Annotated in this window: 28 protein-coding genes and 1 pseudogene; 12 read left to right on the top strand and 17 right to left on the bottom strand. The window is 40.5% G+C overall.

The window, feature by feature from the left end; translation table 11 throughout:
- Positions 1–10 precede the first annotated feature (10 nt).
- Positions 11–1,057 carry a uroporphyrinogen decarboxylase gene (gene hemE, locus ACXAD1_RS05270; protein ID WP_206835081.1) on the bottom strand — a complete coding sequence of 349 codons (1,047 nt, stop codon included), beginning with the start codon at positions 1,055–1,057 and terminating at the stop codon, positions 11–13.
- 319 nt (positions 1,058–1,376) lie between these two features.
- Between hemE and ACXAD1_RS05265 the strand changes: the two genes are divergently transcribed.
- Complete coding sequence (locus tag ACXAD1_RS05265) at positions 1,377–1,886, top strand: antibiotic biosynthesis monooxygenase family protein (RefSeq protein ID WP_206835078.1); 510 nt, start codon at positions 1,377–1,379, stop codon at positions 1,884–1,886.
- 256 nt (positions 1,887–2,142) lie between these two features.
- On the opposite strand, the gene ACXAD1_RS05260 is transcribed toward ACXAD1_RS05265, so the two are convergent.
- Genes ACXAD1_RS05260 through liaF form a run of 3 tightly spaced genes read right to left on the bottom strand, consistent with a single transcriptional unit; the run spans position 2,143 to position 4,667 of the window.
- Positions 2,143–2,781 carry a response regulator transcription factor gene (locus ACXAD1_RS05260; RefSeq protein WP_206835075.1) on the bottom strand — a complete coding sequence of 213 codons (639 nt, stop codon included), beginning with the start codon at positions 2,779–2,781 and terminating at the stop codon, positions 2,143–2,145.
- On the bottom strand, positions 2,778–3,821 hold the full coding sequence (locus ACXAD1_RS05255) for a sensor histidine kinase (protein WP_206835072.1): 1,044 nt from the start codon (positions 3,819–3,821) through the stop codon (positions 2,778–2,780). Before ACXAD1_RS05255 ends, ACXAD1_RS05260 begins: the two co-directional genes overlap by 4 nt.
- Positions 3,822–3,830: 9 nt before the next feature.
- Positions 3,831–4,667 carry a cell wall-active antibiotics response protein LiaF gene (gene liaF, locus ACXAD1_RS05250; protein WP_244671064.1) on the bottom strand — a complete coding sequence of 279 codons (837 nt, stop codon included), beginning with the start codon at positions 4,665–4,667 and terminating at the stop codon, positions 3,831–3,833.
- Between the two features lie 240 nt (positions 4,668–4,907).
- Here liaF and ACXAD1_RS05245 point away from each other — a divergent pair, with 240 nt between their 5' ends.
- Positions 4,908–6,314 (top strand): hypothetical protein, encoded by a 1,407-nt coding sequence (locus ACXAD1_RS05245; protein WP_206835069.1) that lies wholly within the window; start codon positions 4,908–4,910, stop codon positions 6,312–6,314.
- A 40-nt stretch (positions 6,315–6,354) separates the two neighbouring features.
- Here ACXAD1_RS05245 and ACXAD1_RS05240 read toward each other — a convergent pair whose 3' ends face one another.
- On the bottom strand, positions 6,355–7,011 hold the full coding sequence (locus tag ACXAD1_RS05240) for a phosphatase PAP2 family protein (RefSeq protein WP_244671091.1): 657 nt from the start codon (positions 7,009–7,011) through the stop codon (positions 6,355–6,357).
- A 158-nt stretch (positions 7,012–7,169) separates the two neighbouring features.
- Here ACXAD1_RS05240 and ACXAD1_RS05235 point away from each other — a divergent pair, with 158 nt between their 5' ends.
- Positions 7,170–8,375, top strand: coding sequence for a M20 family metallopeptidase (locus ACXAD1_RS05235; protein ID WP_474909609.1), 1,206 nt, complete (start codon positions 7,170–7,172; stop codon positions 8,373–8,375).
- Positions 8,376–8,407: 32 nt separating this feature from the next.
- Here ACXAD1_RS05235 and ACXAD1_RS05230 read toward each other — a convergent pair whose 3' ends face one another.
- From ACXAD1_RS05230 to ACXAD1_RS05220, 3 genes are all read right to left on the bottom strand, one after another.
- A complete protein-coding gene (locus tag ACXAD1_RS05230; protein ID WP_474909608.1) occupies positions 8,408–9,133 on the bottom strand; it encodes an EcsC family protein in 726 nt (241 codons plus the stop codon).
- A 63-nt stretch (positions 9,134–9,196) separates the two neighbouring features.
- The gene (locus ACXAD1_RS05225) at positions 9,197–10,417 is read right to left on the bottom strand and encodes an ABC transporter permease (RefSeq protein WP_474909607.1); all 1,221 of its coding nucleotides are present in this window, start codon (positions 10,415–10,417) and stop codon (positions 9,197–9,199) included.
- A complete protein-coding gene (locus ACXAD1_RS05220; protein WP_206835053.1) occupies positions 10,410–11,150 on the bottom strand; it encodes an ABC transporter ATP-binding protein in 741 nt (246 codons plus the stop codon). The genes ACXAD1_RS05225 and ACXAD1_RS05220 overlap by 8 nt, the downstream gene beginning before the upstream one ends.
- A 648-nt stretch (positions 11,151–11,798) precedes the next feature.
- Here ACXAD1_RS05220 and ACXAD1_RS05215 point away from each other — a divergent pair.
- The 3 genes from ACXAD1_RS05215 to ACXAD1_RS05205 all read left to right on the top strand — a co-directional run bounded on the left by ACXAD1_RS05215 (position 11,799) and on the right by ACXAD1_RS05205 (position 14,131).
- Entirely contained in the window at positions 11,799–12,218 is a 420-nt protein-coding gene (locus ACXAD1_RS05215; RefSeq protein WP_370224993.1) for an HIT family protein, read from the top strand.
- A gap of 174 nt (positions 12,219–12,392) precedes the next feature.
- Positions 12,393–13,475, top strand: a complete 1,083-nt coding sequence (gene serC / locus ACXAD1_RS05210) for a 3-phosphoserine/phosphohydroxythreonine transaminase (RefSeq protein WP_206835048.1) — start codon at positions 12,393–12,395, stop codon at positions 13,473–13,475.
- 128 nt (positions 13,476–13,603) lie between these two features.
- Positions 13,604–14,131 (top strand): tryptophan transporter, encoded by a 528-nt coding sequence (locus tag ACXAD1_RS05205; protein WP_474909606.1) that lies wholly within the window; start codon positions 13,604–13,606, stop codon positions 14,129–14,131.
- Between the two features lie 97 nt (positions 14,132–14,228).
- Here the strand turns inward: ACXAD1_RS05205 and yhzF are convergent, their stop codons facing one another.
- On the bottom strand, positions 14,229–14,486 hold the full coding sequence (yhzF, locus tag ACXAD1_RS05200) for a membrane protein YhzF (protein WP_474909605.1): 258 nt from the start codon (positions 14,484–14,486) through the stop codon (positions 14,229–14,231).
- Between the two features lie 67 nt (positions 14,487–14,553).
- Between yhzF and ACXAD1_RS05195 the strand changes: the two genes are divergently transcribed.
- From ACXAD1_RS05195 to ACXAD1_RS05180, 4 genes are all read left to right on the top strand, one after another.
- On the top strand, positions 14,554–14,910 hold the full coding sequence (locus tag ACXAD1_RS05195; protein WP_206835043.1) for a YtxH domain-containing protein: 357 nt from the start codon (positions 14,554–14,556) through the stop codon (positions 14,908–14,910).
- A 288-nt stretch (positions 14,911–15,198) separates the two neighbouring features.
- Positions 15,199–15,774, top strand: coding sequence for an HTH-type transcriptional regulator Hpr (locus tag ACXAD1_RS05190; RefSeq protein ID WP_206835042.1), 576 nt, complete (start codon positions 15,199–15,201; stop codon positions 15,772–15,774).
- 229 nt (positions 15,775–16,003) lie between these two features.
- The gene (locus ACXAD1_RS05185; RefSeq protein WP_206835040.1) at positions 16,004–16,552 is read left to right on the top strand and encodes a DUF3267 domain-containing protein; all 549 of its coding nucleotides are present in this window, start codon (positions 16,004–16,006) and stop codon (positions 16,550–16,552) included.
- A gap of 156 nt (positions 16,553–16,708) precedes the next feature.
- Positions 16,709–16,888 (top strand): hypothetical protein, encoded by a 180-nt coding sequence (locus ACXAD1_RS05180; RefSeq protein ID WP_009331432.1) that lies wholly within the window; start codon positions 16,709–16,711, stop codon positions 16,886–16,888.
- 74 nt (positions 16,889–16,962) lie between these two features.
- Here ACXAD1_RS05180 and ACXAD1_RS05175 read toward each other — a convergent pair whose 3' ends face one another.
- Together ACXAD1_RS05175 and ACXAD1_RS05170 are read right to left on the bottom strand one after the other, a co-directional pair.
- A complete protein-coding gene (locus ACXAD1_RS05175) occupies positions 16,963–17,055 on the bottom strand; it encodes a YjcZ family sporulation protein (protein ID WP_082139012.1) in 93 nt (30 codons plus the stop codon).
- A gap of 64 nt (positions 17,056–17,119) precedes the next feature.
- Complete coding sequence (locus ACXAD1_RS05170) at positions 17,120–17,203, bottom strand: YjcZ family sporulation protein (protein ID WP_019381424.1); 84 nt, start codon at positions 17,201–17,203, stop codon at positions 17,120–17,122.
- A gap of 360 nt (positions 17,204–17,563) precedes the next feature.
- Between ACXAD1_RS05170 and ACXAD1_RS05165 the strand changes: the two are divergent.
- Positions 17,564–18,459 (top strand): annotated as a pseudogene (locus ACXAD1_RS05165) (peptidylprolyl isomerase).
- Positions 18,460–18,519: 60 nt separating this feature from the next.
- On the opposite strand, the gene ACXAD1_RS05160 reads toward ACXAD1_RS05165, so the two are convergent.
- From ACXAD1_RS05160 to ACXAD1_RS05135, 6 genes are all read right to left on the bottom strand, one after another.
- Entirely contained in the window at positions 18,520–18,705 is a 186-nt protein-coding gene (locus tag ACXAD1_RS05160) for a sporulation YhaL family protein (RefSeq protein ID WP_206837607.1), read from the bottom strand.
- A 179-nt stretch (positions 18,706–18,884) separates the two neighbouring features.
- Positions 18,885–19,829, bottom strand: coding sequence for a 3'-5' exoribonuclease YhaM (gene yhaM / locus ACXAD1_RS05155; RefSeq protein ID WP_206835032.1), 945 nt, complete (start codon positions 19,827–19,829; stop codon positions 18,885–18,887).
- A gap of 201 nt (positions 19,830–20,030) precedes the next feature.
- Complete coding sequence (locus ACXAD1_RS05150) at positions 20,031–20,720, bottom strand: LrgB family protein (protein WP_206835029.1); 690 nt, start codon at positions 20,718–20,720, stop codon at positions 20,031–20,033.
- On the bottom strand, positions 20,717–21,055 hold the full coding sequence (locus tag ACXAD1_RS05145) for a CidA/LrgA family protein (protein WP_280516063.1): 339 nt from the start codon (positions 21,053–21,055) through the stop codon (positions 20,717–20,719). Before ACXAD1_RS05145 ends, ACXAD1_RS05150 begins: the two co-directional genes overlap by 4 nt.
- A gap of 174 nt (positions 21,056–21,229) precedes the next feature.
- Complete coding sequence (locus ACXAD1_RS05140; protein ID WP_474909604.1) at positions 21,230–24,223, bottom strand: ATP-binding protein; 2,994 nt, start codon at positions 24,221–24,223, stop codon at positions 21,230–21,232.
- Between the two features lie 14 nt (positions 24,224–24,237).
- Complete coding sequence (locus tag ACXAD1_RS05135; protein WP_474909603.1) at positions 24,238–25,467, bottom strand: metallophosphoesterase family protein; 1,230 nt, start codon at positions 25,465–25,467, stop codon at positions 24,238–24,240.
- 212 nt (positions 25,468–25,679) lie between these two features.
- Between ACXAD1_RS05135 and ACXAD1_RS05130 the strand changes: the two genes are divergently transcribed.
- Positions 25,680–26,312: a LysE family transporter gene (locus ACXAD1_RS05130; RefSeq protein ID WP_206835018.1), complete on the top strand. Its 633-nt coding sequence runs from the start codon at positions 25,680–25,682 to the stop codon at positions 26,310–26,312.
- Positions 26,313–26,321: the final 9 nt, after the last annotated feature.

The raw sequence follows: 26,321 nt of genomic DNA, 5'->3' as shown, positions 1-26,321 counted from the left end.
AAACCGGAGGCTACTTGCTTAATTTTGAAGCAGAGTATTCATGAATAAAAGTTGTTAATTTTCTTAATGTGTCCGGATTAACCTCAGGAAAAACACCATGCCCAAGATTGAATATATAACCCGGCTGAGCCATTCCCTGATCCAGAATACCTTTTGCTTTTTCCTCAATTACTTCCCAAGGGGCAAGCAGGATAGCTGGATCAAGATTGCCTTGAACCGTTTTTGTAATTCCTTTTGCTCTTGCTTCCTGAATTGGAAGTCTCCAGTCCAGCCCAACTACATCAAGCGGCAGATCATGCCACTCCATAGCCAGGTGGCTAGCACCAACTCCGAACATGATCAGCGGGACATTCTCTTCTTTTAAGGCAGAGAAAATGCGATTCATTACTGGCTTAATAAAATAGCGGTAATCCTCCACATTTAATGCGCCAACCCATGAATCGAAAATCTGGATGGCTTTTGCACCTGCTTTGACCTGGGATTTCACATATGTAATAGTCATTTCACCAAGCTTATCCATTAAAGCGAACCAGGCTTTAGGCTCTGCATACATGAATGCTTTCGTTTTGTTGTAGTTCTTTGATGGTCCGCCTTCAATCATATAACTGGCAAGAGTAAATGGAGCCCCGGCAAAACCGATTAGAGGCACAGTCAATTGCTCTTGAGTAAGAAGCTTAATAGTATCCAGGACATATGGAACATCCTCTTCAGGATTTATTTCCCCAAGCTTCTCTACATCCGCTATGGAACGGATTGGATTTGAAATAACAGGGCCGATTCCTGATTTTATTTCCACATCAACCCCAATGGCTGGAAGCGGTGACATAATATCTTTATAAAGAATGGCAGCATCATTGTTATATTGCTCTACTGGCAGCCTTGTAACATATGCACAAAGCTCAGGCTGGTGTGTTATTTCGAAAAGGGAGTATTTTTCTTTTATCGCTCTATATTCCGGCTGCGAGCGGCCAGCCTGCCGCATATACCAAACAGGAACATAATCTGTCTGTTCCCCCCTTGCGGCCTTCAGAAATGTATCATTAAATGAGTTTTTCATTAAATTTTACCACCTTTCAAGACTTGTCTGCGTATTATTGTAATATATATATACCAAAATTAGAAATCGCCAGTATCTACCTTTATGACTATATCCTTTTTTCTCTGTTTTTGTATAGATTTGAAGGCTAAATGTCAAAAATTTGACGTTTTTAACTGTCTAAATAAGGGAAAATTAAAGATTGTAAGGATATTAGCACAGTAAAAATTCAAATTTTTTAATGAAGTGTTTTAAATGAAGATTCTATTAATAGCATGATGCATTCACTAATTGACCTTCAAAGAACACTATAAATCTTTTCCAGGTGGAGTGAGAAAAAATGAAGATATATATGGCAAGAGGAACTTACGATTTTTTGAAAAAAATTGAGGAAAAGCACTCCGATGAAACTATGGTTGCAATGCAGAATACTGAGAGTGCCTTATTAATCCATGAAACGGCAGGCGCCTCGATTTTTAAAGAACCCAGATCCTATGAAGTAATTGATTCTTCCGGGGCATTTACGGATGCAGGGTTTGCCGTGCTGAATAATATTCCAGTTACAGATGAAGGCAGGCCGCTTTTTGAACACCGGTTTAAAAACAGGGCAGGACTTATCGAAAATGAACCGGGTTTTGCAGCCATTCGGGTTCTGCGGCCTCTTGAATCAAACACATATATCATTCTAACTCTATGGCGGGATGAAAAATCCTTTAAGAACTGGCAGAATTCCAAAGCATATGATAAAGTACATGAAAAACGCGGGACGGAAAGCGGCATCGATAAGACACCGAATATATTCTCCAGCCCTTCATATGTAACCCAATATTATATCCCTGAAGAAGAGTAATAAGAAAAGCGTAAGCGCCTTGCCCACGAAGGAACGCAGACTAAGAACGCCACGTCCTGTGGCAACGTCTGCATGACCCCCATCCTGGGGGCCCCAAGCACAAGACAAGCCTTACGGAAAGGCGTCCTTTGCCTTTTTGGGAGGATTGGCTTGTGACCTCGAGGGGGTAGACGCTGGAGCTAGACAATTACCTAACTTAAGAATTCAAACATTATTATAATTTAAAAAAGGATGAGCTGCATCAGCTCATCCTTCTCTATGCCTGCTTTTTAATTATGCCATTTCGATTGGCATAAACCGCTGCCTGTGTACGGTCAGTAACGCCCAGTTTACTGAGGATATTGCTTACATGTGTTTTGACTGTTTTGATGCCAATGAACAATTCTTCACTTATTTCCTGATTTGTCATCCCTTCTCCAATGCAGAGCAGGACATCAAACTCCCTTTCAGTTAAATCATCATGAGGCTTTTTTTCTTTTTCTCTGAAACGGCTTACCATTTTCCCCGCAACCTTTGATTCAATAACAGGCTCTCCTTTCGCAGCTTTCTTAATTGCATTCACAACCTCAGCAGCATTTGCCGTCTTAAGCATATAGCTGAACGCCCCCGCTTCAATTGCCGGGAAAACTTGTTCATCATCGTAATAGCTGGTTATGATTATAATTTTGCATCCAGGATAGCTTTTTAAAATCTCCCTAGTCGCTTCAATTCCATTCCCATTCTCCATCAGCAGATCCATCAGAACGATTTCCGGCCGTTCTTTGAGTACAAGCTTTACAGCTTCATTTCCGCTCTCTGCTTCCCCAATCACCTCTATGCCAGCTTCAGTTGCCAAATAAGAAATGATTCCTTTTCTTACCATTTCATGATCATCCACTACAGCAACCCTGATCATTTCAGCCTCTCCCCTTTTGCCGGAATTTTAATATCTATATAGGTTCCTTCGTTTTCCTTAGAACGTATTTTGAATATTCCGCCAACTTCCTCGCAGCGTTCCCTCATTGTCTTCAGCCCATAGGAGGTTATCCTCTCTTTATGAGGATTAAACCCTTTTCCATTATCTGCAATAAAAAGATAAATGTAATCTTCTTCTTCCGTTAAGGTTATTTTTATATTCCCTGCATCAGCATGGCGGAGCACATTGGATAGCGCTTCCTGCACAATTCTAAACAAATGCTCTTCCGCTGCTTTCGAAAGATTTTCGATCTCATCAATGCTTGCGTGAAAATCGATGTTTGTCTTTGCCTTTAACTCCTGTATAAGTTTAATAATTCCATTGCAAAGCCTGTCATCACTCAGCTGCACAGGCCTCAAATGGAGAAGAAGTGCCCTCATTTCCCCCTGTGCTTTTGAAGCGATTTCAGAGATTTCATTTAACTGCTCCCTTGCTTTATCACTATCCAAATCAAAAACTCTTAGGGCAGCTGAAGACATCATACTCAAAGCGAAAAGCTGCTGGCTCACTACATCATGCAGATCCCTTGCCAGACGCTGTCGTTCTTCCATCACGGCAGCTGAATGGGCTGTTTGTGCCAGGATGGACTTTTCATCAGCAAGGCGCTGCATGGAAAAAACCTGCTCCTGGATATTTTCCGCCAGCTGATTCAGTTCATCTGAAATTAACCCTATCTCATCTTTTTCATAAGATTCCATCCGATCAGCATACTTGCCGCTCCTTAATGTTGAAACAAATAATAAAATATCACCGAGTCTGCCTTTAATTAAGTAGCTGCCCTTTAGCCCAAAGTAGGCTCCCGTAAGCAGTAAAATGGTTAAAGCATACAAAAAAAGCCAGAAGGTGCCCTTTATCGTCATTGGCGATTCAGGATTATAAAATAGATACACCTGTAATCCGACAAAAAAGATTAATGAACTTATAACGGCCATCATAATGAAACTCTGTATAAACCAATACCTGATTCCGGTTTTTCTCATCACATACCCCTATACTTTATCGATCCGGATGGATCCAATTTTTACTTGTACAGCAATTTTCAGCTTTCTTGATGCTTCATCGTAACCGGGTGACTTATATTGAAGACTGCGGTTAACGTCACCTGTCTTTTGATCAAAAATGCGGATATCTCCTATATTAATATTTGACTGGATCATCACCGGAATGTTTTCAGGGATGATCATTTTTACATCCCCAATCCAGCCTCTTACAATAACAGGTGTCTCTTTCTCCGGGATGAAAGCCTTGCTGAAATCAATAAAGTAATCACCGATCATTGTATATAAATCCATTGGCTCCAGAGACCAATTTGGCTGTTTAAAATCCACATCGCCAATCGAAAAACCTCTTATATTTTTAAGCGGCTGCGGGCTTTCGTATTTAGAGATATTAATAACCTTCTTCTCAGCTGCACCTTTGTTTTTTTCATATATATCTGCCGGAAAATCCTGTTCAAAATGAATCTTTAAACGATCTCGTTTCAATAAAATACTAATGCCGAAAAAAATAAGAAACAGGGGCCAGAGTTTCCATATTTCCATAAACCTGAATTCAATTACTTCGAAACGATCAAGGATTAATAGAAATGAAAATACCATTAGAAATAACCCGGGAAACACTCCGCTCCGGCTTTTTTTCAACATGTATGACAGCAGATAATGGCATCCTGCAGCCAATAGAATAAATGGGTAAATTACGACAAATACCTCTTTTATTTCCAAGGAAATGACACCTATGTTCATAAGCAGAAGCAAAACTCCAACTGCTGATAAAGTTACCGCGAAGATTATCTGATTAACTGACCTGTATCTCATAGGCGTTCCCATCCTTCTTTTCTCCTAATCTTGTATTCGATAAAATAGAAAACTTTTCCTCCAATATAATCATTTTATCACTCAGCTATTTTATGGAAACATTCCGCAGAGTGGTTCAGCCTCCGCCTCCGGACGGATACAATCCATATCACCATTTATTTCTTTCCGTCATATTCTGTACTACATTCCAATTTGGGTGATTAGCCTAAATCGCTTCTTCACTTATGGAATTATGAAAGGGGGAAACTTTAGATGGGAGTTGAACTGACAGCCATCCATTGGATATATGTTCTATTTATTCTGTTTATCATTGGTTTCATGATTATGAGGAGAGATACAACTCTTGTCTGTATTGCAGGCATCTTTTTAATTGCCATAACGGCTACCGGCTCCTTAAGCAGTTCAGTCAGCAGTATTTTTACCAGTTTTATATTTGCCATTACAGAACTCCTTTCCACAATACTGGTCATTTCGATAATCGTCGCTATGAGCCGGACACTGACCATAACTGGAATTAATGATGTCATGATCTCTCCTTTTACCAAATTAATCAGAACACCAGCACTTGCCTACTGGACAATTGGGATTTTGATGATGGTCATCTCATGGTTTTTTTGGCCATCTCCTGCAGTTGCATTAATGGGGGCAGTACTTCTTCCAGTGGCCATTCGGGTTGGATTGCCTGCTTTGGGCGTGGCAATGGCCATGAACCTATTCGGGCACGGTATTGCACTATCTGGGGATTTTATAATCCAGGCTGCACCGAAGTTAACTGCCGATGCAGCAGGGCTTCCTGTCGGGGAAGTCATATCAGCCAGTATTCCGCTTGTTATTATTATGGGGGCAGTGACAACTATTACAGCTTTTTATCTTATTAAGAGAGACATGAAAAGTGGAAAGCTCACTGCAGCAACAGGACTCACCGTGGATACCCCTGCTGAACTTCAATCTGACGCCAGTCAACAACATCTGCTAACACTTCATCAAAAGCGTTTTTTCGCCGTATTCATTCCTGTTTTATTTGCTGCTGATGTAGCTGCCATGTTTGCACTGGACCTCCAGGGCGGTGATGCAACTGCTTTAGTAGGCGGGACATCGATTTTCATCCTTCTGATGATTACGCTAACTGCCCATCGCAATAAAGGCCTTGAAAAAACAACTGGCTATTTAGTTGAAGGCTTCCAGTTTGGTTTTAGGGTATTTGGACCTGTAATTCCAATTGCAGCTTTCTTTTATCTGGGGGATGCTGGATTTACCCAAATGATAGGAGACTTTCTGCCAAAAGACTCTCACGGAATCGTTAATGATCTTGGAGTTGGCCTTGCTTCAGCTGTACCTTTAAGCAAGGAAGTAGGCGCCATTACATTAACAGTGGTTGGCGCCATTACCGGCCTGGACGGATCTGGTTTTTCCGGCATATCGCTGGCCGGCTCGATTGCAAGCCTTTTCGCAGCTGCCATAGGCACAGGTGCAGCAACCCTAACAGCTCTAGGTCAGGTAGCCGGAATCTGGGTAGGCGGCGGTACGCTTGTTCCTTGGGCCCTCATCCCTGCAGCTGCCATCTGTAATGTAGACGCTTTTGAACTGGCTCGCAGGAATTTGCTTCCGGTGACAATTGGGTTAATTGTGACAACTATTGCAGCCATGTTCCTCATTTAAAAAGCAGCAAAGAGACTATCTGGCGATAGCCTCTTTGCTTTTATGCCGATTCTCTTTTGGGTGAATTTCTACTGAACATTAACTTTAGTGCCGCGTAAAGGGAAATTGAAATGAATACCCAAATATATCCGGCAGCAAATCCGGCTGCAATATCTGACGGATAATGTACACCCATCACAATCCGGCTGATTCCCATTAGGAAAATCCAAATGCCAGCTATAATTGCCGTCAGCCATTTCGCAGACCTGGATTTTAGTTCTATAATTATGAAATAGGCAATAGATGTATACAGAATCATCCCAATCATAGCGTGTCCGCTCGGGAAGCTTAGACTCGCAACATTAACCAGATGTTCCTGTTCAGGGCGCGGCCTTCCAATAGCCTCTTTAAGCCACTTATTTACTTCATTTCCCGCTGCCACAGCAAAAACAACTGCTGCCATCGCTTCATAATTCCTATATTTAAGCCAAAGCCACAATAAGAATGCTAATGTGATGATTCCAACACCGGCTTTATCACCCAAACTGTCCATGACTTCAAAAAATGGATGGGTGTTTTCTGAAAACAAACCTGTAAAATATTTCGAAAAATAACGATCAAAATCCAGTGATGTTCCGTTATTAACAGCAGCCAAAAAATATAGAAAAACTGCTGATGATACAGCCAGGAAAAAGTATGCCCATTTAGATTTATGCATTTCCAACCTTACTAATACCTCCCATATTGCACTTTAATTTATAGTAACATCTCTTCTTCACTTTTATTATGTTAAGTTTGGAAAAAAAAGATTTTTTCCTTTAACCTATTAAAGAATGTTATAATAATGAAAAAATTATGCAGACAGGAGAGGGAATCATGTCCGAAACATTATTTAAAAATCTGGAAGGCTATTACGATGAAATGGTCTCCATCCGCCGCTATCTTCATCAAAACCCTGAAGTATCCTTTAAGGAAGAAAAAACTGCTCACTATATAAAAACCTATTATGAAAATCTGGGTATTGAAGTCCGTGGACATGTAGGAGGAAATGGAGTAGTTGCTACGATCCATGGAAGCAAACCAGGAAAAACCATCGCTTTAAGAGCAGATTTTGATGCACTGCCTATCCAGGATGAAAAGGATGTCCCATATAAATCATTGGTACCGGGTGTTATGCATGCTTGTGGACACGATGGACACACAGCAACTTTGCTTGTGCTGGCAAAGGCACTCAATGAACTTCGCGATGAATTAGAGGGTACATATGTCATGATTCACCAGCACGCTGAGGAATATGCCCCAGGCGGAGCAAAATCGATGATCGAAGATGGCTGCCTTGAGGGAGTCGATGCCATTTTTGGAACTCACCTGTGGGCATCCGAACCAACAGGGAAAATTCAATATAGAGTGGGTCCAATTATGGCAGCAGCAGACAGATTTGAAGTTTCCATCCAAGGAAAAGGCGGGCATGGAGCACAGCCTCACAAAACAAAAGATGCGATTGTAACAGCGTCTCAGCTGGTCGTCAATCTTCAGCAAATCGTCAGCAGAAAAGTAAATCCAATTGATTCTGCAGTTGTAACAGTTGGATCATTTGTAGCTGATAACGCATTTAATGTAATTGCCGATAGAGCAAAATTGATCGGCACCGTCCGCACATTTAACGAAGAAGTCCGCAATAATATCGAAGAGGAAATCGGGCGCATAGTAAAAGGAACATGCTACACAGCAGACAGCGCTTATGAGTATCAATTCCATAGAGGCTACCCTGCTGTTGTGAATCATAAAAAAGAAACCGAATACCTGGCTGATCTAGCAGGGAAAATTAATGGAGTCAAATGGGTGGAAGAGACAGACCCTGAGATGGGCGGAGAAGATTTCGCTTATTACCTGCAGCATGTGAAAGGCACCTTCTTCTTTACAGGTGCAAGACCGGAAAGCACAGTTGAAAATTACCCGCACCATCATCCAAAGTTTGATATCGATGAAAAAGCCATGCTGATCGCAGCTAAAACATTGGGAGCAGCAGCTTTAAACTATCATAGCTTTCAGGAAAACAAGGATTCTGTTGAGGTAGGATAGCAAGGAGAAAGTCCGAGAAGACAGCCCCAAGCCTAATCAGGTCTTGGGGCTGTCTTTAATATCCGAAGACGATAAGCATTTTTAGCGGTTTCACCTAAATGATCAAGCAAATTATAGTTTGCATACGCTCCAACAGCAGCACCTATACCGGGCACAAGCTGGAGCATCTTAACGAAGTCGATATAATCACGGTATTCCTGCTGAAATACCTTCCAGTCCATGTCTCCTAATGCTTCCTTACGGTCATCCCATTCTTCAATCAGCTTCAAGGTTTCTTTCCTTTTTTCATCACTGGAAAATGCGAGCTGAAAGACGTGCAGGAGAAACAAGCGCTCTTCATAATCATTTGTATCAAATCCATATACGGCGGCAGCTTCAAAAAGAAATTTCATCTTTATGCTCAGTAGTAAAGGAAAGTCTGCCAGGCCAAGGAGAATTCCCCCTGCCCCAGTCCCGGCACCTTCGACCGCAGCTGTTTTGCGGTAGGTCGAAACCTTCTCTTCAAGCATGTGATCCATCGCATCAAGGCCGCGGCTGGCAGATGGTTTTTTTCTGGTGGTGGCATTTGATCCAATCAGGGTTGCCTTCACCATATTCCTTATGCTGTCTGTAATAATTTGATGAGCTTTTTCAGGTATTATACTATTTACCTTTGTTTGAGCTTTTTTCGAAAGGCGATTCAGCATACTGGAGCGCTTGTTAATTCGTCTCTTCCACTCTTCAATTTCGTGATACGCTTTTAATTCATACTCCCTCATTTTCATACCTGCCTTCATTCAGGATGACTATACATACGTATGCCAGACAGAAATGGTTTCATTTTATACCCGGCTGCCCGCCAGCCGTTTCTGAATATAGAAATGAGTATATACATATGCAAATAAAATCCCTAATGCCAAAGACAGCAGTGATGCCATCCAGCCGCCATTGGCCAGGACAGCCAGCGATAAGAGAAGTGCCTGAACATATAGGATGCCTGTAAGCAGCTGTTTAAAGGAATTCTCCTTTATGTCCCCTTTAACCGGGTATAAATTCACCCACAGCTTATCCTGATGATGATTCCATAGAGGCAGGAGCTGAAAGCCTGTTAAGTACATGAAGAGCGGTACAAGCAGTATTTGTCCCTTTCCATACGAAATTAAATAAATCGCTCCAGCACCAATGAACGTTAAACGAATGAATAGACCGAAGTAATCACCAGAACGGAGAAACGTTCGGACAAAAAGGTTTTTAAACGTTGCATCTTGTTTGAAAGGAATGCCAGATAGCAGCCAATCAAGCCATCTCCGCCTTTTTACACGATCTTTAAGCTTTGGAACATCTGTAAACATATTGGCAAGCCTGTAAAAAGACGTCATTCTCCGCTCTTCCTGGTCAATCAAAAACTCCCATTTTAGTCCTTTATCCCTGGATTTCACACTAAAGAACAAATACAGCAGAAGGAGGAGCACGCCTGCCGCCAGCATAAAAATGGGGGAGGCACCGCTAAAAAGAAAATATAGGAACACAGTGTTTATTGCATAACGCACACATGCATCCAGAATAAGCACGCTTGTTTCGATGTAATATTGTATCTTCCAGCGGATCAGCAAATTGACAATTTTTAACGACAGCAAAATAAGCAGAAAAGGTAAAAACGTTTTAAAATTGCCATCATTCACTCTGGCATACAAGGGCATAAAAATCCCCAGCCCCAATACCAGGATGTATGCATGCACTAAAAAGCTGACTGCCAGGGAACGTCTAAAATAACCTGAAAGCCTATCTTCAAGCGGCAGAAGAAAAATTTTGTCCGCCTCAGAAAAAAATGTATAAATCGGGCTGTATGTAACCAGAAGAGCTAAAATAAGTGCCATTACCGCTGCAGCAGGAAAATGACTGGGTAGTGCCTTTATCCACTCCTGATAATAAAAAGCGGCAGTGCCCAGAAGGAACACCATGACAATGACAATATGGCCATTAAAAATATAGCGGAGATAGCGGGAAAGCTCTTTGACTGTCCTCCCGAATCTCTCCTTCCATAATTGTTTTTCATCAAACATAATCTTCTTCCTTTGTGAGCTGGATATATAAATCATCAAGGGTTGCTCCCGGCATAGCAAATTGCTGCTGCAGCTCTGCTAAAGTTCCCTTCGCCCTCACTTTTCCTTCATGCAAAATCACAAAACGATCACAATATCTTTCAGCAGTTGCCAGTATATGGGTGGACATAAGGATGCCTGAACCGCTTTCTTTCATTTTTTTCATCAAATCAAGAAGTGATTGAATGCCCAGCGGGTCAAGACCTACAAACGGTTCATCAACAATGTATAATGAAGGCTGCACCAGAAAGGCGCACATAATCATTACCTTTTGTTTCATCCCTTTAGAAAAATGGGCAGGAAACCACTTCAGTCTTTTTTCCATTCTGAATTCCTTTAGGAGTGTCGCCACTCTTGATTTATAGTCTGCTTCAGGCAGGCCGTATGCCATGGCTGTTAGACGCAAATGTTCTTCCAGTGTTAATTCATCATATAAAATCGGCGTTTCCGGAACAAAGGTGAATTGCTTGCGATACCCTTCCTTATCCTTAAGGAATAGCGTGCCATTGATCGTTATTTCGCCTTCCTTTGGTTCCATTAAACCAATTACATGTTTGATGGTCGTACTTTTTCCGGCTCCGTTAAGACCAATCAGGCCGACAATTTCTTTTTCTGCCACATCAAAGGAGACATCCTTCAAAACCGGGTTTCTTGTATAGCCACCGGTAACGTTTTTAATTTCGAGCAGCGCCATTTTTCAACGTCCTTCCTACTATATATGTAAGACCATTGTAAAAAAAGCCAGAGGATATTGTCCAGTTTGGGGAAAATCCCTGCATATAAATCCCGAATCCGGACATTCTAATCTATGAAGGGGAAACAAATCATTTGAACAACATTCAGATGATCAAAACTTGAAATGAGGTGTCTGTCGCAGACAGTTTCCTTTCAGTATAAGCTTCAAACGTTCCTAATAAGGGGATGGTTGCATTGCACATGAAACCTGATGATCTTAAACACTTGATCGCTTCACCCGAAAGTGGTCACTAAGTCATTTTATAAATGAGGTGTTTGTTAAAGACTATCATCCATGCTTTATACGCCCGTGAATGCATATAAAGAAATAAGGGGATGGTCCGATTGAACAAAGATCGATTTTCTCTAGAGATAAACACAATTCATTCATAAATGAGGTGTTTGTTAAAGAGAATTTACCTGAATCAGAAACGTTCCAATAGAAGCTTCCCCTTCACCGAAGACAGGATTCCAAGTGAATCCTGTCTTTTTATTTTATGAATAGGACAATGCAATAATCCTTTCCCCAGTAATATGTTTCACTTTTTTGTTTTTTGGCGAATATGGTAGAATTGTGTAAAAGAATATTTGGTTAGGAGCTGACATAATGAACGATTGTATTTTCTGTAAAATAATCAATGGCGAGATTCCTTCAGCCAAAGTTTTCGAAAACGAGCATGTGATGGCGTTTCTGGACATAAGCCAGGTCACTAAAGGGCATACGCTCGTCATTCCGAAAGTACATAAAGAAAATTTATATGAAATGGATGCGGAAACAGCCCGAAGCTATTTCGAAGCTGTTCCGGAAATTGCAAGAGCCATCAAAGATGAATTTGATCCCATTGGTTTGAATTTAATTAATAACAACGGTGAACATGCCGGGCAGACCGTTTTCCACTTTCACTCCCACCTTATTCCCCGCTACGGCGAAGGTGATGGCTTAGGAGTTGTATGGAAATCACATCAATCGGAATATTCAGCGTCCGACCTTCAGGAAATTTCTGAAGCTATAAAAAAACATTTATAAATTCCTCTTCCTCCTGTTTCTTCAGGAGGAATTTTTTTGCTTCTTTCATCCCCTAATTTTCAAAATGTTCATTTTTTTCTCTGTACAAATCAGTAAATTTTGTTAACATATTAAATATCTTTATTTCTTTACAGCGTTATAGTACATTGATTTTATATTTTTGGAGGGAGAAAAATGTACCGTGCTCTAAATTTTAATGCAGGTCCCGCGGCCCTGCCGGAAGAGGTATTAAAAAAAGCGGAAAAGAATTTACTGAATTTCAGCAATACCGGGATGGGCATAATGGAACTAAGCCATAGAAGCAAAGAGTATCAGGCAGTACATGATCAGGCAATAGCACTATTGAGAAAACTGCTGGCCATTCCGAATAATTATGAGGTGCTATTTATCCAGGGAGGTGCAAGTCTCCAGTTTTCAATGGTTCCGATGAACCTGCTGGGAAAAGATCAAGAAGCCCATTATATCCTCAGTGGCTCCTGGTCGGAGAAAGCCTTAAAAGAAGCAGATAAAATTGGCGACACCGTTATTTCTGCCTCCAGCAAGGATCAAAAATACCGTTTCATCCCAGCATACAATCAGGATAATATTCCTGACAATGCCGCGTATCTTCATATTACCAGCAACAATACAATTTACGGTACCCAATGGAAAGAATTTCCTTCTAATGAAAAAACACCACTTGTAGCAGATATGTCCAGCGATATTTTAAGCCGTCCATTGGAAGTGGAACAATTTGATATGATCTATGCAGGCGCCCAGAAAAATCTCGGCCCTTCCGGTGTAACAGTAGTCATTATCCGAAAAGAACTATTACAAAGATCATCAGAAAAGCTCCCTGCAATGCTGAATTATAATACGTTTGCCAATAATAACTCTTTATATAACACACCTCCAACTCTGGCTATTTATTTACTGTCCCTGGTGCTTGAATGGGCAGATAAGATAGGCGGCCTGCAGCAGATAGAAAAGACAAATGAAAAGAAGGCAAAAATCCTATATGATGTTATAGATGAAAGCGAAGGCTTTTACATAGGACATGCTCATAAAGACAGCAGATCCCTCATGAATGTCACTTTTAACCTTCATAAAGAGGACCTCTCAAGGGAATTTCTGCACCAGGCAAATGAAGCAGGGTTTGTTGGACTCGGTGGACACCGTTCCATAGGCGGCTGCCGCGCTTCCATTTACAATGCTGTGCCAGAACAGCATGTTGAAAAACTGGCCGCATTTATGAAAGCCTTTAAGAATAAAAATTAAAAATATAACACCTTTTTATCCCGGGTATATGTGTTATAATGAGTTAAAGTTTTTCGCTGCAGGCAAAGAGTGCACTGCAGGAGAGACGAACAGAGCTTAGTCAGAGAATAGCAGAGGAGAGATTAGAAATGAATACAAAAAATTTAGTAGCCTTATCCCTATTAGTCGGGATGGGCGCAGTGCTTCATGCCGTTGTTCCAGGGTTCTTTCTTGGGATGAAACCCGACATGATGCTTACCATGATGTTTTTGGGCATAATCCTTTATCCAGACAGCAAAAGCGTTTTGCTTTTAGGTTTGGTTACAGGCCTGATATCCGGGCTTACCACAACTTTTCCTGGAGGATTAATCCCAAATATTATTGATAAGCCTGTTACTGGATTCACCTTTTTCGCAATGTTCCTGATCTTACAGAAATTCCGGAAGAATATCGCCAGTGCAGCTGTCTTAACAGCAGCAGGAACAATTGTATCCGGAATTGTGTTTTTAACTTCCGCATACCTAATTGTCGGACTGCCAGGGCCATTCGCTGCATTATTTGCAGCAGTTGTACTGCCCGCAGCTGCAGTTAACACGGTGGCAATGATTATCCTTTATCCAGTAGCACAATCAATTGCAAACAGAACGAAGCTGACTCAGCAGACGATCAGCCAGTAATAGACAAAGCCCGCGAAATAAGCGGGCTTTTTATATTTACATTATTGGAAACTCCCTACAATCATTCCCAGCAGGAACAACAGTGCACCGGCTGCTGCTAGAGCAGCTGCCCTTTTTTCAGAACATACTTCGGAGGATAGACTCCGGGTTTCTTTATAGAAAGAAAAAAATGAATACCTCCTAAAAACAGCACCACACTCAATGCAAAAATCCCAGCCGCCGCTCCGGACAACCTCTCTCCCCCTTTCGCTTTATATCCCTCTACTGAATTGTATGCCTGTATCCCGGGAGCTATGAGGATATGGTTTACCCTTCTATATTTTGTGATATAGATATAGGAACGGGCACTTTTCATTTTCTGCTTTATAAAAATGAGTAATGCAGTAAAATAGACATATAAACAAGATTTTGAGGTGATCATTATGAAAGCCAAATCGCTATTGCTTGGATTATTAGCAGGCGGCGCTGCAGCCGGCATATCTACCCTATTGACCGCACCTGCTTCAGGAAGGGATACAAGACAGCAGTTAAAAGAAACCACAGACACCCTGAAGGAGCAGCTGAGCGAATTAAAATCCGAATTGCTGGCCATAAAGAACTCAGCATCATTTGCTTCGAAGGAAGGAAAAACCGCATTTAAGGAATTCTCAAACGACATTAAATATTCAATCAGCAACTGGAAAAACGAAATCCTTCCCCATCAGCACAAGCTGCAGAGAGAATTGCAGGAAATTGAAGCAGCCATCCATGAGCTTGAAACAAATTTAAATAAAAAGTAATAAAAAAATCCTTCTTTTTTCTTTAGTTAAAAAGAAGGATTTTTTTATTTTTGAACGAAAACCAATATATTATGAAAATGCTTCAAAATTTTATAGATCTTTGAACAAGCTCTCATCCCTTGTCCTTAAGCCTTTTATAGAAATATATAATTATATTTCTAAAAATTTTGTAAATTTATATCTTTATTAATTTTTGTTTTATTGGCATAATGATACTATGAAAAGAAAAATGAACTTCTGGCTGTTTGACCAGAAATAATTAATTTTACAAAGTAGGTGAATTTTTGAATGTCGGATAAACCAGTTTCTATGAAGGAAGCAATGATCTTCAGCCAGCGAGTGGCACAGCTGAGTAAAGCCCTGTGGAAGTCTATAGAAAAAGATTGGCAGCAATGGATAAAACCCTACGATTTAAATATTAATGAACACCATATTTTATGGATTGCCTATCATTTAAACGGTGCATCGATTTCCGATGTTGCCAAATTTGGTGTAATGCATGTTTCAACTGCATTCAATTTCTCAAAAAAGCTCGAAGAACGAGGTTTTCTTCAGTTTTCAAAGAAAGAAAGCGATAAAAGAAATACCTATATTAAATTGACTGAGGATGGAGAAAAGGTATTGCTAAGTCTTATGGAAACCTATTCACCTGAGAAAAATGCCGTGTTCTCAGGTGCGATGCCATTAAGGGAACTGTATGGGAAATTTCCAGATATCATTGAAATTATGGCGATAGTCCGCAATATATATGGTGATGATTTCATGGAGATTTTTGAAAAGTCCTTTGCTAATCTTGAAAATCAATTTGATGAAGATGAGGGGAAATTAAAGAAAAAACCAACAGCACAAAAGGAACTTGTTTAAATAAGTTAAGTTCCTTTCTTCATTATGTAAACCCTTACAAAGCGAATGCATAATATTCGCTTTGTATTTATAAATTCAGTTGCTCACAGTTTCACATTAATTTAATTATATTAAAATTTTATTCGACAAAATGTGTTAGTATTCCCTATTGATTTTTTTATTTATTCATCGTAAAGTATCTTAAGTGAGTTTGAAAGATTACTATTTTACTCCTTTTGGAGGTATTTTTATGATGAATTGCTGGAAGACGATTAACTTCACGAAGCAATACGGATCGCAAAGACTTTTTATACTGTCTTCCTTAACCATGCTGGCTACTTTCATAATTACATATGTTCCTGCAACATATGTATTTGTGCCAGGTTCCTTTTACGATAATTATTTCATTTTCTTGGCAGCCGGTTTATGGCTGATGTATCCTGTGCATAAGCTGATTCACTTTCTGCCTATTGCACACCTTGGAAGTATCGTTAAAAAACAGCTGACAATTAAATATGGCTTTATGCCAATTATATATATTCGAATAACGGAGCCTATTTCAAAACGGCTTTTCCTGACTGCAACTCTGGCCCCTATGCTTATTATAAACAGCATGCTTCTGGCTGCTTGCTTTATTTTTCCGCACTATGTTCATTATTTAATAATCCTGTTTGCTTTCCATGCAGGCTTATCTTTTTCTGACATTGTGTGCGCCAAAAATGTGCTGAATGCCCCAAATCAATCTTATGTTGAAGAAAACGAAGATGGGTTTGAGATATTGCTTCATTCGAACCAGTAGCATAAGCATAAATCCCGGGTATCCTGACAAAGGATACCTTTTACTTACCGGACAGCCAATCTTTATTACTATCTTTTTTTTGTGAACTTTGATATTGTAAATAACAGACAAAACATGTAAAAGCAATAATATGACTGCCCAAGGAGGGAATCTTGGATGATCTCCATCTTTATTATTTTTGCCGTTTTTATTTTATTTTATATCAACAAGATGACAAATTCGCTTTGTCTCCAAAAAGAGATTCCTGAGGAACGGCAGCCCAAAGTATTCAGAACCATTAACATTCTTATTACCATATTGCTAATCTCTTCTTTTGTAGAAATCTTGTATGCTTAGGATATCCTGAGAGCTCTTAAAAATGAGCAAAAGCGGCGGAAATATTCCGCCGCTTTTATATATACATCAAAAGCTTAGCAAAAACAAGAAGCTCCAATGATGATTAACAAAATGAACAGCACGACAACTAACGCAAAACCTCCGCCGCATCCATGTCCTCCAGACATATGGTTGCCTCCTCTCAAATTCCGGCACAGGGCCCTTTCAATAGACCCTATGCCCACCATAGATTTACAGCCACGCACAGCCTACAATAATTAATAAAATAAACAATACAACGATTAACGCGAAACCTCCGCCGTATCCAGCACCCATGGATAACACCTCCCCTTCAGGTTGCTACCATATCCTATTCATTTGCCTCTGTGGTCGGATAGGCTTCTATCCCGGCTATCCTAACTTTTTTAGGCTGCTTTGAAACCTCCCATCAGAGGGTTCCATGTATCATATGTACAATTGTCCTGAATGGGATGGGCGAATACCCAAATTTTTTAAAAAACACTGTGTTATAGACCAAGCATTACTTTCTTCTTTTGTTATTTTTTACATTTATGGTATAGTAGGGATTGTGATAAATGCAGGCTCAGTGAAGACAATTGCTGTTATTTATATGTATAAAAATTCCAGCCCCAGCTCTCCAGAGCCGAATTGAAAATTAATTTAGGAGTGTTCAACATGAAAAAATGGATGCTATCCCTCTCCATTGCAGCCGGAGTAATTGGATTAAGCGCATGCACCAGCAACGGCGGCGAATCAGGAGATGTAGTCGTTGAAACAAAGAGCGGAAACATTACGAAGGACGAGCTTTATGAAGCAATGAAGGAAAAATACGGCGAACAGGCGCTCCAGGAGCTCATTTATGAAAAAGTTCTTTCTGATAAATACGAAGTAACAGACGAAGAACTTAATGAGAAAATCGACGAACTAAAACAGCAGCTTGGCGCAAACTTTGAGATGGCGCTTATGCAATATGGCTATAAGGATGAAGAAGATCTAAAGAAAACTTTCAAAACAGGATTGCTTCAGGAAAAGCAGCTATTAAAGATATTGAAGCAACAGAAAAAGAAGTTAAAGAATACTATGATAACTACAAGCCGGAAATTAAAGCACGCCATATCCTTGTAGAGGATGAAAAAACTGCAAACGAAGTAAAGAAAAAACTGGACGAAGGCGGAAAATTTGAAGACCTGGCCAAAGAATATTCAAAAGACCCAGGGTCTGCTGCAAATGGCGGAGATTTAGGCTGGTTCGGCCCAGGTAAAATGGTGCCTGAATTCGAGGAGGCTGCTTATGCCCTTGATGTGAACGAAATCAGCGCTCCTGTTAAATCTGAGCATGGTTTCCACATCATCCAAGTAACAGAGAAAAAAGAGAAGAAATCATTTGATGAAATGAAGAAGGAAATGGAATATCAAGTGAAAGTGTCCAAGCTTGACGGCGATAAAATTCAGCAGGCAATGGATCGTGAATTAAAGGCTGCTGATGTTGATATTAAAGATAAGGAACTAAAAGGAGTTCTTGATGAACCGAAAGCAGGCGCAGAAGGTGAAGCTGGAACTGAAGAAAAATAATGAATAACGGGGCTCCATGCTGGAGTCCCGTTATTTATGTGTTTTTTATACTGATTCAAATCAGCCTGCAGATTGCTGAGCGGATTTCCGGTCTTCTTTTTCCCTTTCAAGACGCTTCATATAAATTTCACCCTCGCGTTCAATGCTGTCCTGCTCCACCTTTTTCTCTTCCCTGCCCGTCGTTACCGCCATATATGCACTTACAACGATTCCGGCTGCAACAAAATATACCCAAATTGGAATCATCATTTTCCCCTCTTTCTTTTCATAATGGTTGTCCATTTATTAAAAATGTATGCTAAACCAGGAAAAATATGATAGACAAGAATAAGAAAAGCGCTGGAGCTAGACAGTTACCCCGCTTCAAAATTTATATGAATATCTATAAAAAGGCCATCCGTTCCCATTAGGAAGGATGGCAATAATTATTTATGAAAACTGGGCTTATAGAATGAACGGTTATCCAGAGCAAATACCCGCTCGGAAAATTCTCCCGGTTTCACCCTCTCAAGGGCTCTATCGAGCATATTCATTTTCGCATCAATATTATCAATGTAATGGAGAATTTCTGCTTCCTTAATAAGCGGAGGTTTTGGACTGCCCCATTCCGCTTTGCCGTGATGGGATAAAACCATATGCTGAAGAATCATGATCTCTTCACTGCTGATTCCCAGTTCCTCAGCAGCTTTTCCAATTTCATTGATCATGATGGTAATATGTCCAAGCAAGTTTCCTTCTATTGTGTAAGATGTTGAAATCGGTCCAGACAGTTCTGTAATCTTTCCTAAATCGTGCAAAATGACTCCAGCGTACAATAAGTCCTTATCCAGGCTTGGATACAAACCGGAAATTGCCTTTGCCAAATCCAGCATGGAAACTACATGATAGGCAAGACCTGATACGAACTCATGATGATTCTTCGTAGCTGCCGGATATTCAAGGAAGTCCTTTTGGTGCTTCTTCAATAAATGGCGAGTAATCCTTTGGATATTCGGATTTTTCATTTCAAATATATATTGAGTAATTTTACTCATCATTTCATCTGTACTTAAGGGCGCTGTTTCGAGAAAGTCTGCCAGTTTGACCGGGTCTGTTGGGGACGCCGGCCGAATTTGGCGGATTCTTAGCTGATTGCGTCCACGGTAATTTAAAATATCCCCAGCCACTTTTACAATGGTTTCAGGGCTGTAGTTTTTCGCATCATCATCAGACACATCCCAAAGTTTTGCTTCAATTTCTCCGCTTTGGTCCTGGAAAATTAGGGTCAAGAACGGTTTTCCATTACTTGCAATCCCTTTAGCTGCACTTTTGATTAGCAGAAAAAGCTCGATTTGTTCTCCTACTTCGTAATAAACAATTCCTTTTGACATACGCGCACCGACGCTCCCTTCACGAGGTTGTTTAAAAAGGGCACTAAGAAACAGACAGATCCTTGGCAGCCTCATTAAACATGCAATTCTATTAACCTAGTATACCACACAGGTCCTGCTCTCTCCTAAATTAATCATGTCTTTTGTCCGCCATAAAAACCCATTCACTTTTTCATGAATGGGTTTTTTGATAATTGCGGGTTACAGCAAAAGCAGCAATATTGGAATGAATAACGAAATGATAATTGCAGAAGTTGTCATGGCTATACACCCCATGGCACCTTCTTCCTCTCCCCACATGAGTGAACGGCTGGCTCCCAGCATCTGTGCTGAAGTACCCATTGCCAATCCTTTGGCAGCTTTACTATTTATTCCAAGCCACTTCAATAGGTTTGGTCCCATTGTAACGGAAAAAAGACCAGAAAATAGCACAAAGAAAACAGTAAAGGCCGTGGTTCCTCCCAGGCCATCCGAGACCGTTAAGGCTACCGGGAGTGTTACCGAACGCGGAATAAGAGATGCCATGACCTCCTGATTAAAGTGAAAAACCTGTGACATAATGTAAACCGAAAATATGCCTAAGGAGGTCCCGGCAAAGACTCCTGAGAATATTTTCTTAAGATGTCTTTTCATTAAGGGCCACTCCTTATATAAAGGAACCGCAAACGAGACAACCGAAAGCTGGAGGAGCAGTTCAAACAGACTGCTTCCTTTCTGATATACTGATAGAGGGATGTTGCCCAATAGAAGAAGGATAATCAAGAGTGCAGTTCCGGTGTATAAAGGATTTAGCCAGCTCTTCTTAAACTTCCTGAAAACTTGCAGGCTTGCGATATAACTGGCAAGAGTCATCAAGATGCACCCTATACTATTGAATAAAACAGAACTCATTTTTGGCGCCTCCTTCTTATGTTCTCATACAATTGAACAGAATACGCTGTGCCCAATAAACAGCAAAAGCTGCTTAGAATCAGCACCAAAAGGAAATGAAAATTTAATAGAGGAATAAAATTGGGAGATAAAAATAATCCAATGACAAAGGGGATAAACAGCAGGGTCATGTGTTTAATTTGAAAAGATGCTGCTTTCTCTATCCATTCTAATTTAATTAAATTAGTTACCAATAAGAGTAATAACATAAGCATTCCCATGACACTTCCAGGAAGCGGAATATGAAAAAACGCAGCCGCAAAATTCCCTGCAATCAGAAAAATAGCGAGTAACAATATTTGAATCAGCCAGGGCAAATGATTTTCTCCTTCCTAACCGCTTTTTATCATCTTACTGGATTAAAAAAGAAAAAACTTGATATTTGTAAGGTTTCTTTACACACTTTTTATAATACTTGTGACTTTTTGTAAGATTTGCTTACCATACATATAAAAAAGCTGCCTGTAATATTAGACAGACAGCTTTTCCTTTGCAACCGAATATATTTGTTCTTCCTGAAAATGCGGCAGAAGATGCTTATGACAGGTAAAAAATAAAATTTGCCTCCCTTTAAGTTTCTTTAAAAGGTTAATCATTCTTTCAGTTCGGACTTGATCAAAATTCACGAAGCTGTCATCTATAATAATGGGGAAGGGATACTTGCCATAAATCGTCATGGCGAGTGCCAGCCTAAAGGATACATATATCTGCTCAGCAGTCGCCTGACTCAGTTCTTTTGCTTCAAAAACCGCTCCTGTCTTGCTTTCTATAAGAAACCCGCTTCCTTCTTCTTTAGGAAAAATCCGTACATAGCCGCCATTGGTTAAAAAAGAAAGAAATTGCTCTGCTTTTCCCAGAATTTTGGGCAAACGTTCATTTTTAAAACTGTTTATCGTTCTATCTAATATATCCTTGGCAGCAGCATATTTTGCCCACTCCCTTGCTTCTTCTTCAAACTCAGATTTCAGCAAGGCGAACCTATGAAGGAGTTCTGCATAGGTTCCGCCCTCTTCAAGGATTTGAATTTCATATTTGACCTCTGCAAGTTTGCTCTGTAAGCCAGGAATGCTTTCCTGAAGCAGAACAGCTTCTTCGCTGACAGCCTGGATCTCTGCTTCTGGATTTATCACATTGGAATATTTATTAATTTCTTTCTGTGAAAAAGAGTTAAGATTAATTTGCTTGCGGACCTGTTTAATCTGTTCTTCCAGTTCTGCTAATTTCTGTGCTTCAGCAGCTTTTTCCCTGTACTCTTCGGCTGCATCGGTTCCGGCAAGGGAAATCTGATGTTCGTAGTCTTTTTGAAAGTGGCTAAGTTCTGCCAGCACTGTGCTGTGTTCTAGCTTTAACTCATGAAGAGCGGCTTCCCTTTCACCCTGCTTAATATGTTTTTCCGTTTCTTCCTTTAGTCTTTTTTTCAATTGATAGCCGATTTCCTGTACACTTCCCGGCTCGCTATCCAATAAGACTTCTAGCTTATGAAAAGCATGGAGCTTCTCATTGATTCCCTTTTCTGCTGATGCCTTTCTTTCAGCAATGTATTTCTTTTCCCTGTAGAGGGCTTTTAGCTGTTCAATCAGATTAAAAGCTTCACTCAAAAAGGTTTTGGAGATTTCATGAGGGAGAAATAGCTGTTTACCCAGCTGCAGCAGTTCATTTTCAAGTTCGGCACATTCATTCTCCCATTTTTCAAAAGAAGCAATGACCTTTTCGTATTTTTCATTTGCCTGTTCAAGCTGAAACTGAAATTGGATAAGCTGATTTTGCCGGTCGCTGTCTTTCTTCAGCTGTGCCTCCAGGCTGGCTGCATGCTGAATGTCAGGCTGCTTTAATTTATCAAGCAGTGAGCGTTCCTTTTCACTCAGAGCTTTTATCTCATTTTTAATGAAGCTGTCTTGCCCCTCAGGCTCTTTTTTATTTGCAATGGCAAAACAAAAGGCTGCACCTATAAATCCTGCACCTGCAATCACCCATGATTGGCTAAAAATTCCCCAGCCGGACAAAGCGGCAAAAAGAACTCCAAAAAACAAAAGCTGCCTTTTCTCCTGGTATTTTTTCTGCCGTCTTTTTTCCTGCTCCTTTTTTTCTGCTATCTGAAGGAACTGAAGTCTCTCCTGTGTATCCTTCAGTTCTTTTTCGATATTATGCCTATCTGCAGTGTGGTTTAATGTTTCCTTAATGGCTGAACGTTCCTCTTCCTTAAGAAGCTGTTCTTTCAATTCGCCAATTTTTCGTTCCGTGTTTTCCAGCACTGACTTTTCATCGATAAATCGATCATCCAATTCCTGTTTCATTGCTTGAAGACGGTTTCGGCGAATGTGCGCATTATTAACCTTTTCCTTCATAAAAACACTCGTGTCAGCCTGTTCAAGCTGCTGTTCATCAATTCGGAGATGAAGTCTTTCCTGAAGATTTAAAATTTCTTCTGTGATATTATCCAGCTTAATTGATAATTCTTTTTCTTCCTGGTTTAACTTCTCTAAAAACGGCAGCCCTTCAACAGCTGCATTGATGTGATGCTCATGCTTAAGGAGCAAATAATCCGGCTGATTATTCTCCAGCTCCTGTTCCAGGATAATTATTCTGGATTCCAGACTAGCTCTGCGCCCTTCGAGGGGCTGGATCATACTTTCGAGTTTCTCCAAAAGAGCAAGCCCATTTGCGGGGAAGGAAAGGTCTGTAAATTTTTCCCGTTCTTTAAACAGCTCTTGCTCCTCTGCTATTAATGGATATAGGTCCTGCCATTCTTTTAAACGGAGCAGCTCCTGCTGAGCTTGGTCCAGTCTCTGATGCAATCTGTTTAAATCGTTTTCAAGATTTTCTTTTTCACGAAGTAATGCCCAATACTGCTCATTATTTTGCTCCGCTTTTTTCAACTCCTGATGCAGCTGCTTCATTTCTTTTAGCTTTACATTCAGGGATGGCTTTTTTCCGTTCGGCTTAAAGCGGCTTTCCAATTCCTTTTGCAGTATGTTTTCCGCAGAAACCAGATGGTCCGTTCCCAGTGAACCTGCTGAAAACAAATACCTCCCCAAATCTTCACCCTTCATTTGATTTATATTTTGCAGCCCATGGATATTAAAGGAGAAGATAGATTGATACAGCCCTTTATCAATATGGTGAAGGAGATCGTGTAAAAGCTCATCCCCTCCCCTTGTTCCATCCTGAAGCAAGACACTGACATCTCCGGATGCTTTTCCTTTAACACGCTCTATGACCGCCTTCCCTCTATCAGGAAAAATGGCGGTAAGCCTGCCGCCGTATTTTGCTCCTTCCTTGGGCTCATACCTTAATTCCGATTGGATCTTTGCTGGAAAGCCAAAAAGGATACTATGGATAAAAGACATGATGGTAGATTTGCCTGCCTCATTTTCTCCGTAGATCACCTGCAACGATTGAATATCATTTAGTATAAAATCAGTAAGCTTTCCATATCCGTAAATATGTATATCTGTAATTCTCAAAGGTACACCTCCATTCAATATCCTTCAGTTTTGTATAGAAGATCCACAAGCAGTGCTTCGGCTTCCTCCGCGATTCTCTGTTTTTCATCCTTAGTAAGCTCTCCTATAAATCTTCTTGCCAGTGGATGTGCATACAAGATCAGAGGACTTTCGCTGCCCTCTGCAAAATGACCTGCAGTTTTAAAAAGCTCACTGAAAAAATCCGATTCATGTGCCAGCTTTTCTTTATTCCACAATCTTTTTTCGTTCACTTCTATACCGGAAATCCATACAAAGGATTCCTCTTCTGCCTCTTCCTCCTGCAAAGATTCGAGCAGCTCACCGCTCGTTATGCTTCTTAATTCATGATCAGACAAGCATACATTTTTGAGTGTCAGATTTATGATTGTCCCCATCCTGTTTTGGCGCTTTTCTTCAATCAAACTTAAGCAAAGTTCATAAATCTCCTGATAGCTTTCCGATTTTGAAGCATCTATTTCTGCATTCTCCCATATAACAGGAGCAGCCTCCAGAAACTCCGTCTTTGCACCAGAACTATCCAGCTCAACTAAATAGCATCCTTTGGGACCAGTTTCTTTCCGGTTCCTTCCCTGTATATTACCTGGGTAAATGACGGGTGGCAGGGAGATTAAGATTTCTCGTTTATGTATATGGCCGAGAGCCCAGTAATCAAAGTCCTTTTCAAGCAAATCATTTATTCGGAATGGGGCATATTGAGCGTGATCACTGCTGCCTTCAAAAGAACCGTGAAGGATTCCAATGTGCAGGTCAGCTCCATTTTCCCTGCTATATTGATCGATCATCCGTTCCGCCACATGTCTTTTAGGATAGCTGAAACCATAAAGGTGAACGGATGTACCATTTTTAGCAATATGCTTCGCCACTTCAACTTCATGGGAAAAGATATGGACATTTTCCGGCATAGGCAGGTGAGCCCATCTCCCATCCATATGATCATGATTTCCATGGACTGCATAAACAGCAATCCCTGATTCAGCCATCCGCTCCATCTCTTTCCGAAAACGTGTTTGTGCCCTTATACTTCTGTCTTCACCATCAAACAAATCTCCGGCTAAAATGATAAAGTCCACAGTGTGGAAAATGGCTAAATCAACTATTTTCGTAAATGCTTCAAATGTACTTTCCTGGAGCTTTTTGAAAATGGATGGAGGCAAATGCTTCAAACCGGACATTGGACTATCCAGGTGCAAATCAGCTGCATGAATAAACGTAACCCTTTTCATGTAAACTTCCTTTCATTCCTTTTCTCTCATTTTACCTCATCCAAAAAGCGAATGCACGTTCCTATCATAAATTAATTAACTATATGTGCCCGTCTGAAAATTTTCCTGAAGTTTGTTTTAGACTGGAAAGCTTGTGCATAAAAATGTACAAGTACTCTTTCCTCAAGGGCAAGTTTGCGGCTTCAGGGGAAATTTAAGGGCGGAGTGGTATATTGGGAATTGGAATTTATTTAAGTTATGTGTTTCTCGGACTATCCCTGGCAGCTCCAATCGGGCCGGTAAATGCTGTAAGGCTTGAAAAGGGGATTAAAAATGGATTTTGGCATGCGTGGATTGTTGGAGTGGGCTCCATGTTTGCTGATGCCTTTTATATGCTGGTTGTATACCTTGGTCTTGTCCATTTTTTGGACACCCCTGTCGTACAGATATTCCTGTGGCTTTTTGGAGGATTTATACTCTTATATACAGGGATTGAGAGCATTGCAAATGCCAATAAAATATCCTTAAGCTATGTGCGAAGCCGCGATTCATTGTTTAAATGTTTTTTTTCCGGATTTATTATGTCCATATCCAGTCCTCTTTCCATTCTGTTCTGGCTGGGCATCTACGGATCAGTTCTTGCAAAAACAGCAGCAGCCTATGGAAAAACAGAGCTCTTTTTATACAGTACAATGATTTTTCTGGGTCTCATGCTCTGGGATTTGTTTGTGGCTGGACTGACCACAGGGTTTCGCCGATTCCTTACTTCAAAAGGGATTATCATCATCTCGATTCTTTCAGGAATATCACTGATTGGATTTGGGCTTTATTTTGCATTCGAAGGGTTAAAGGCATTGTTTATTTAATGAAACCCC

The organism is Cytobacillus sp. ABV4_503 (assembly GCF_056158445.1).
The sequence above is the reverse complement of the archived record's forward strand: the minus strand, read 5'-3'. Positions and strand labels throughout refer to the sequence as shown.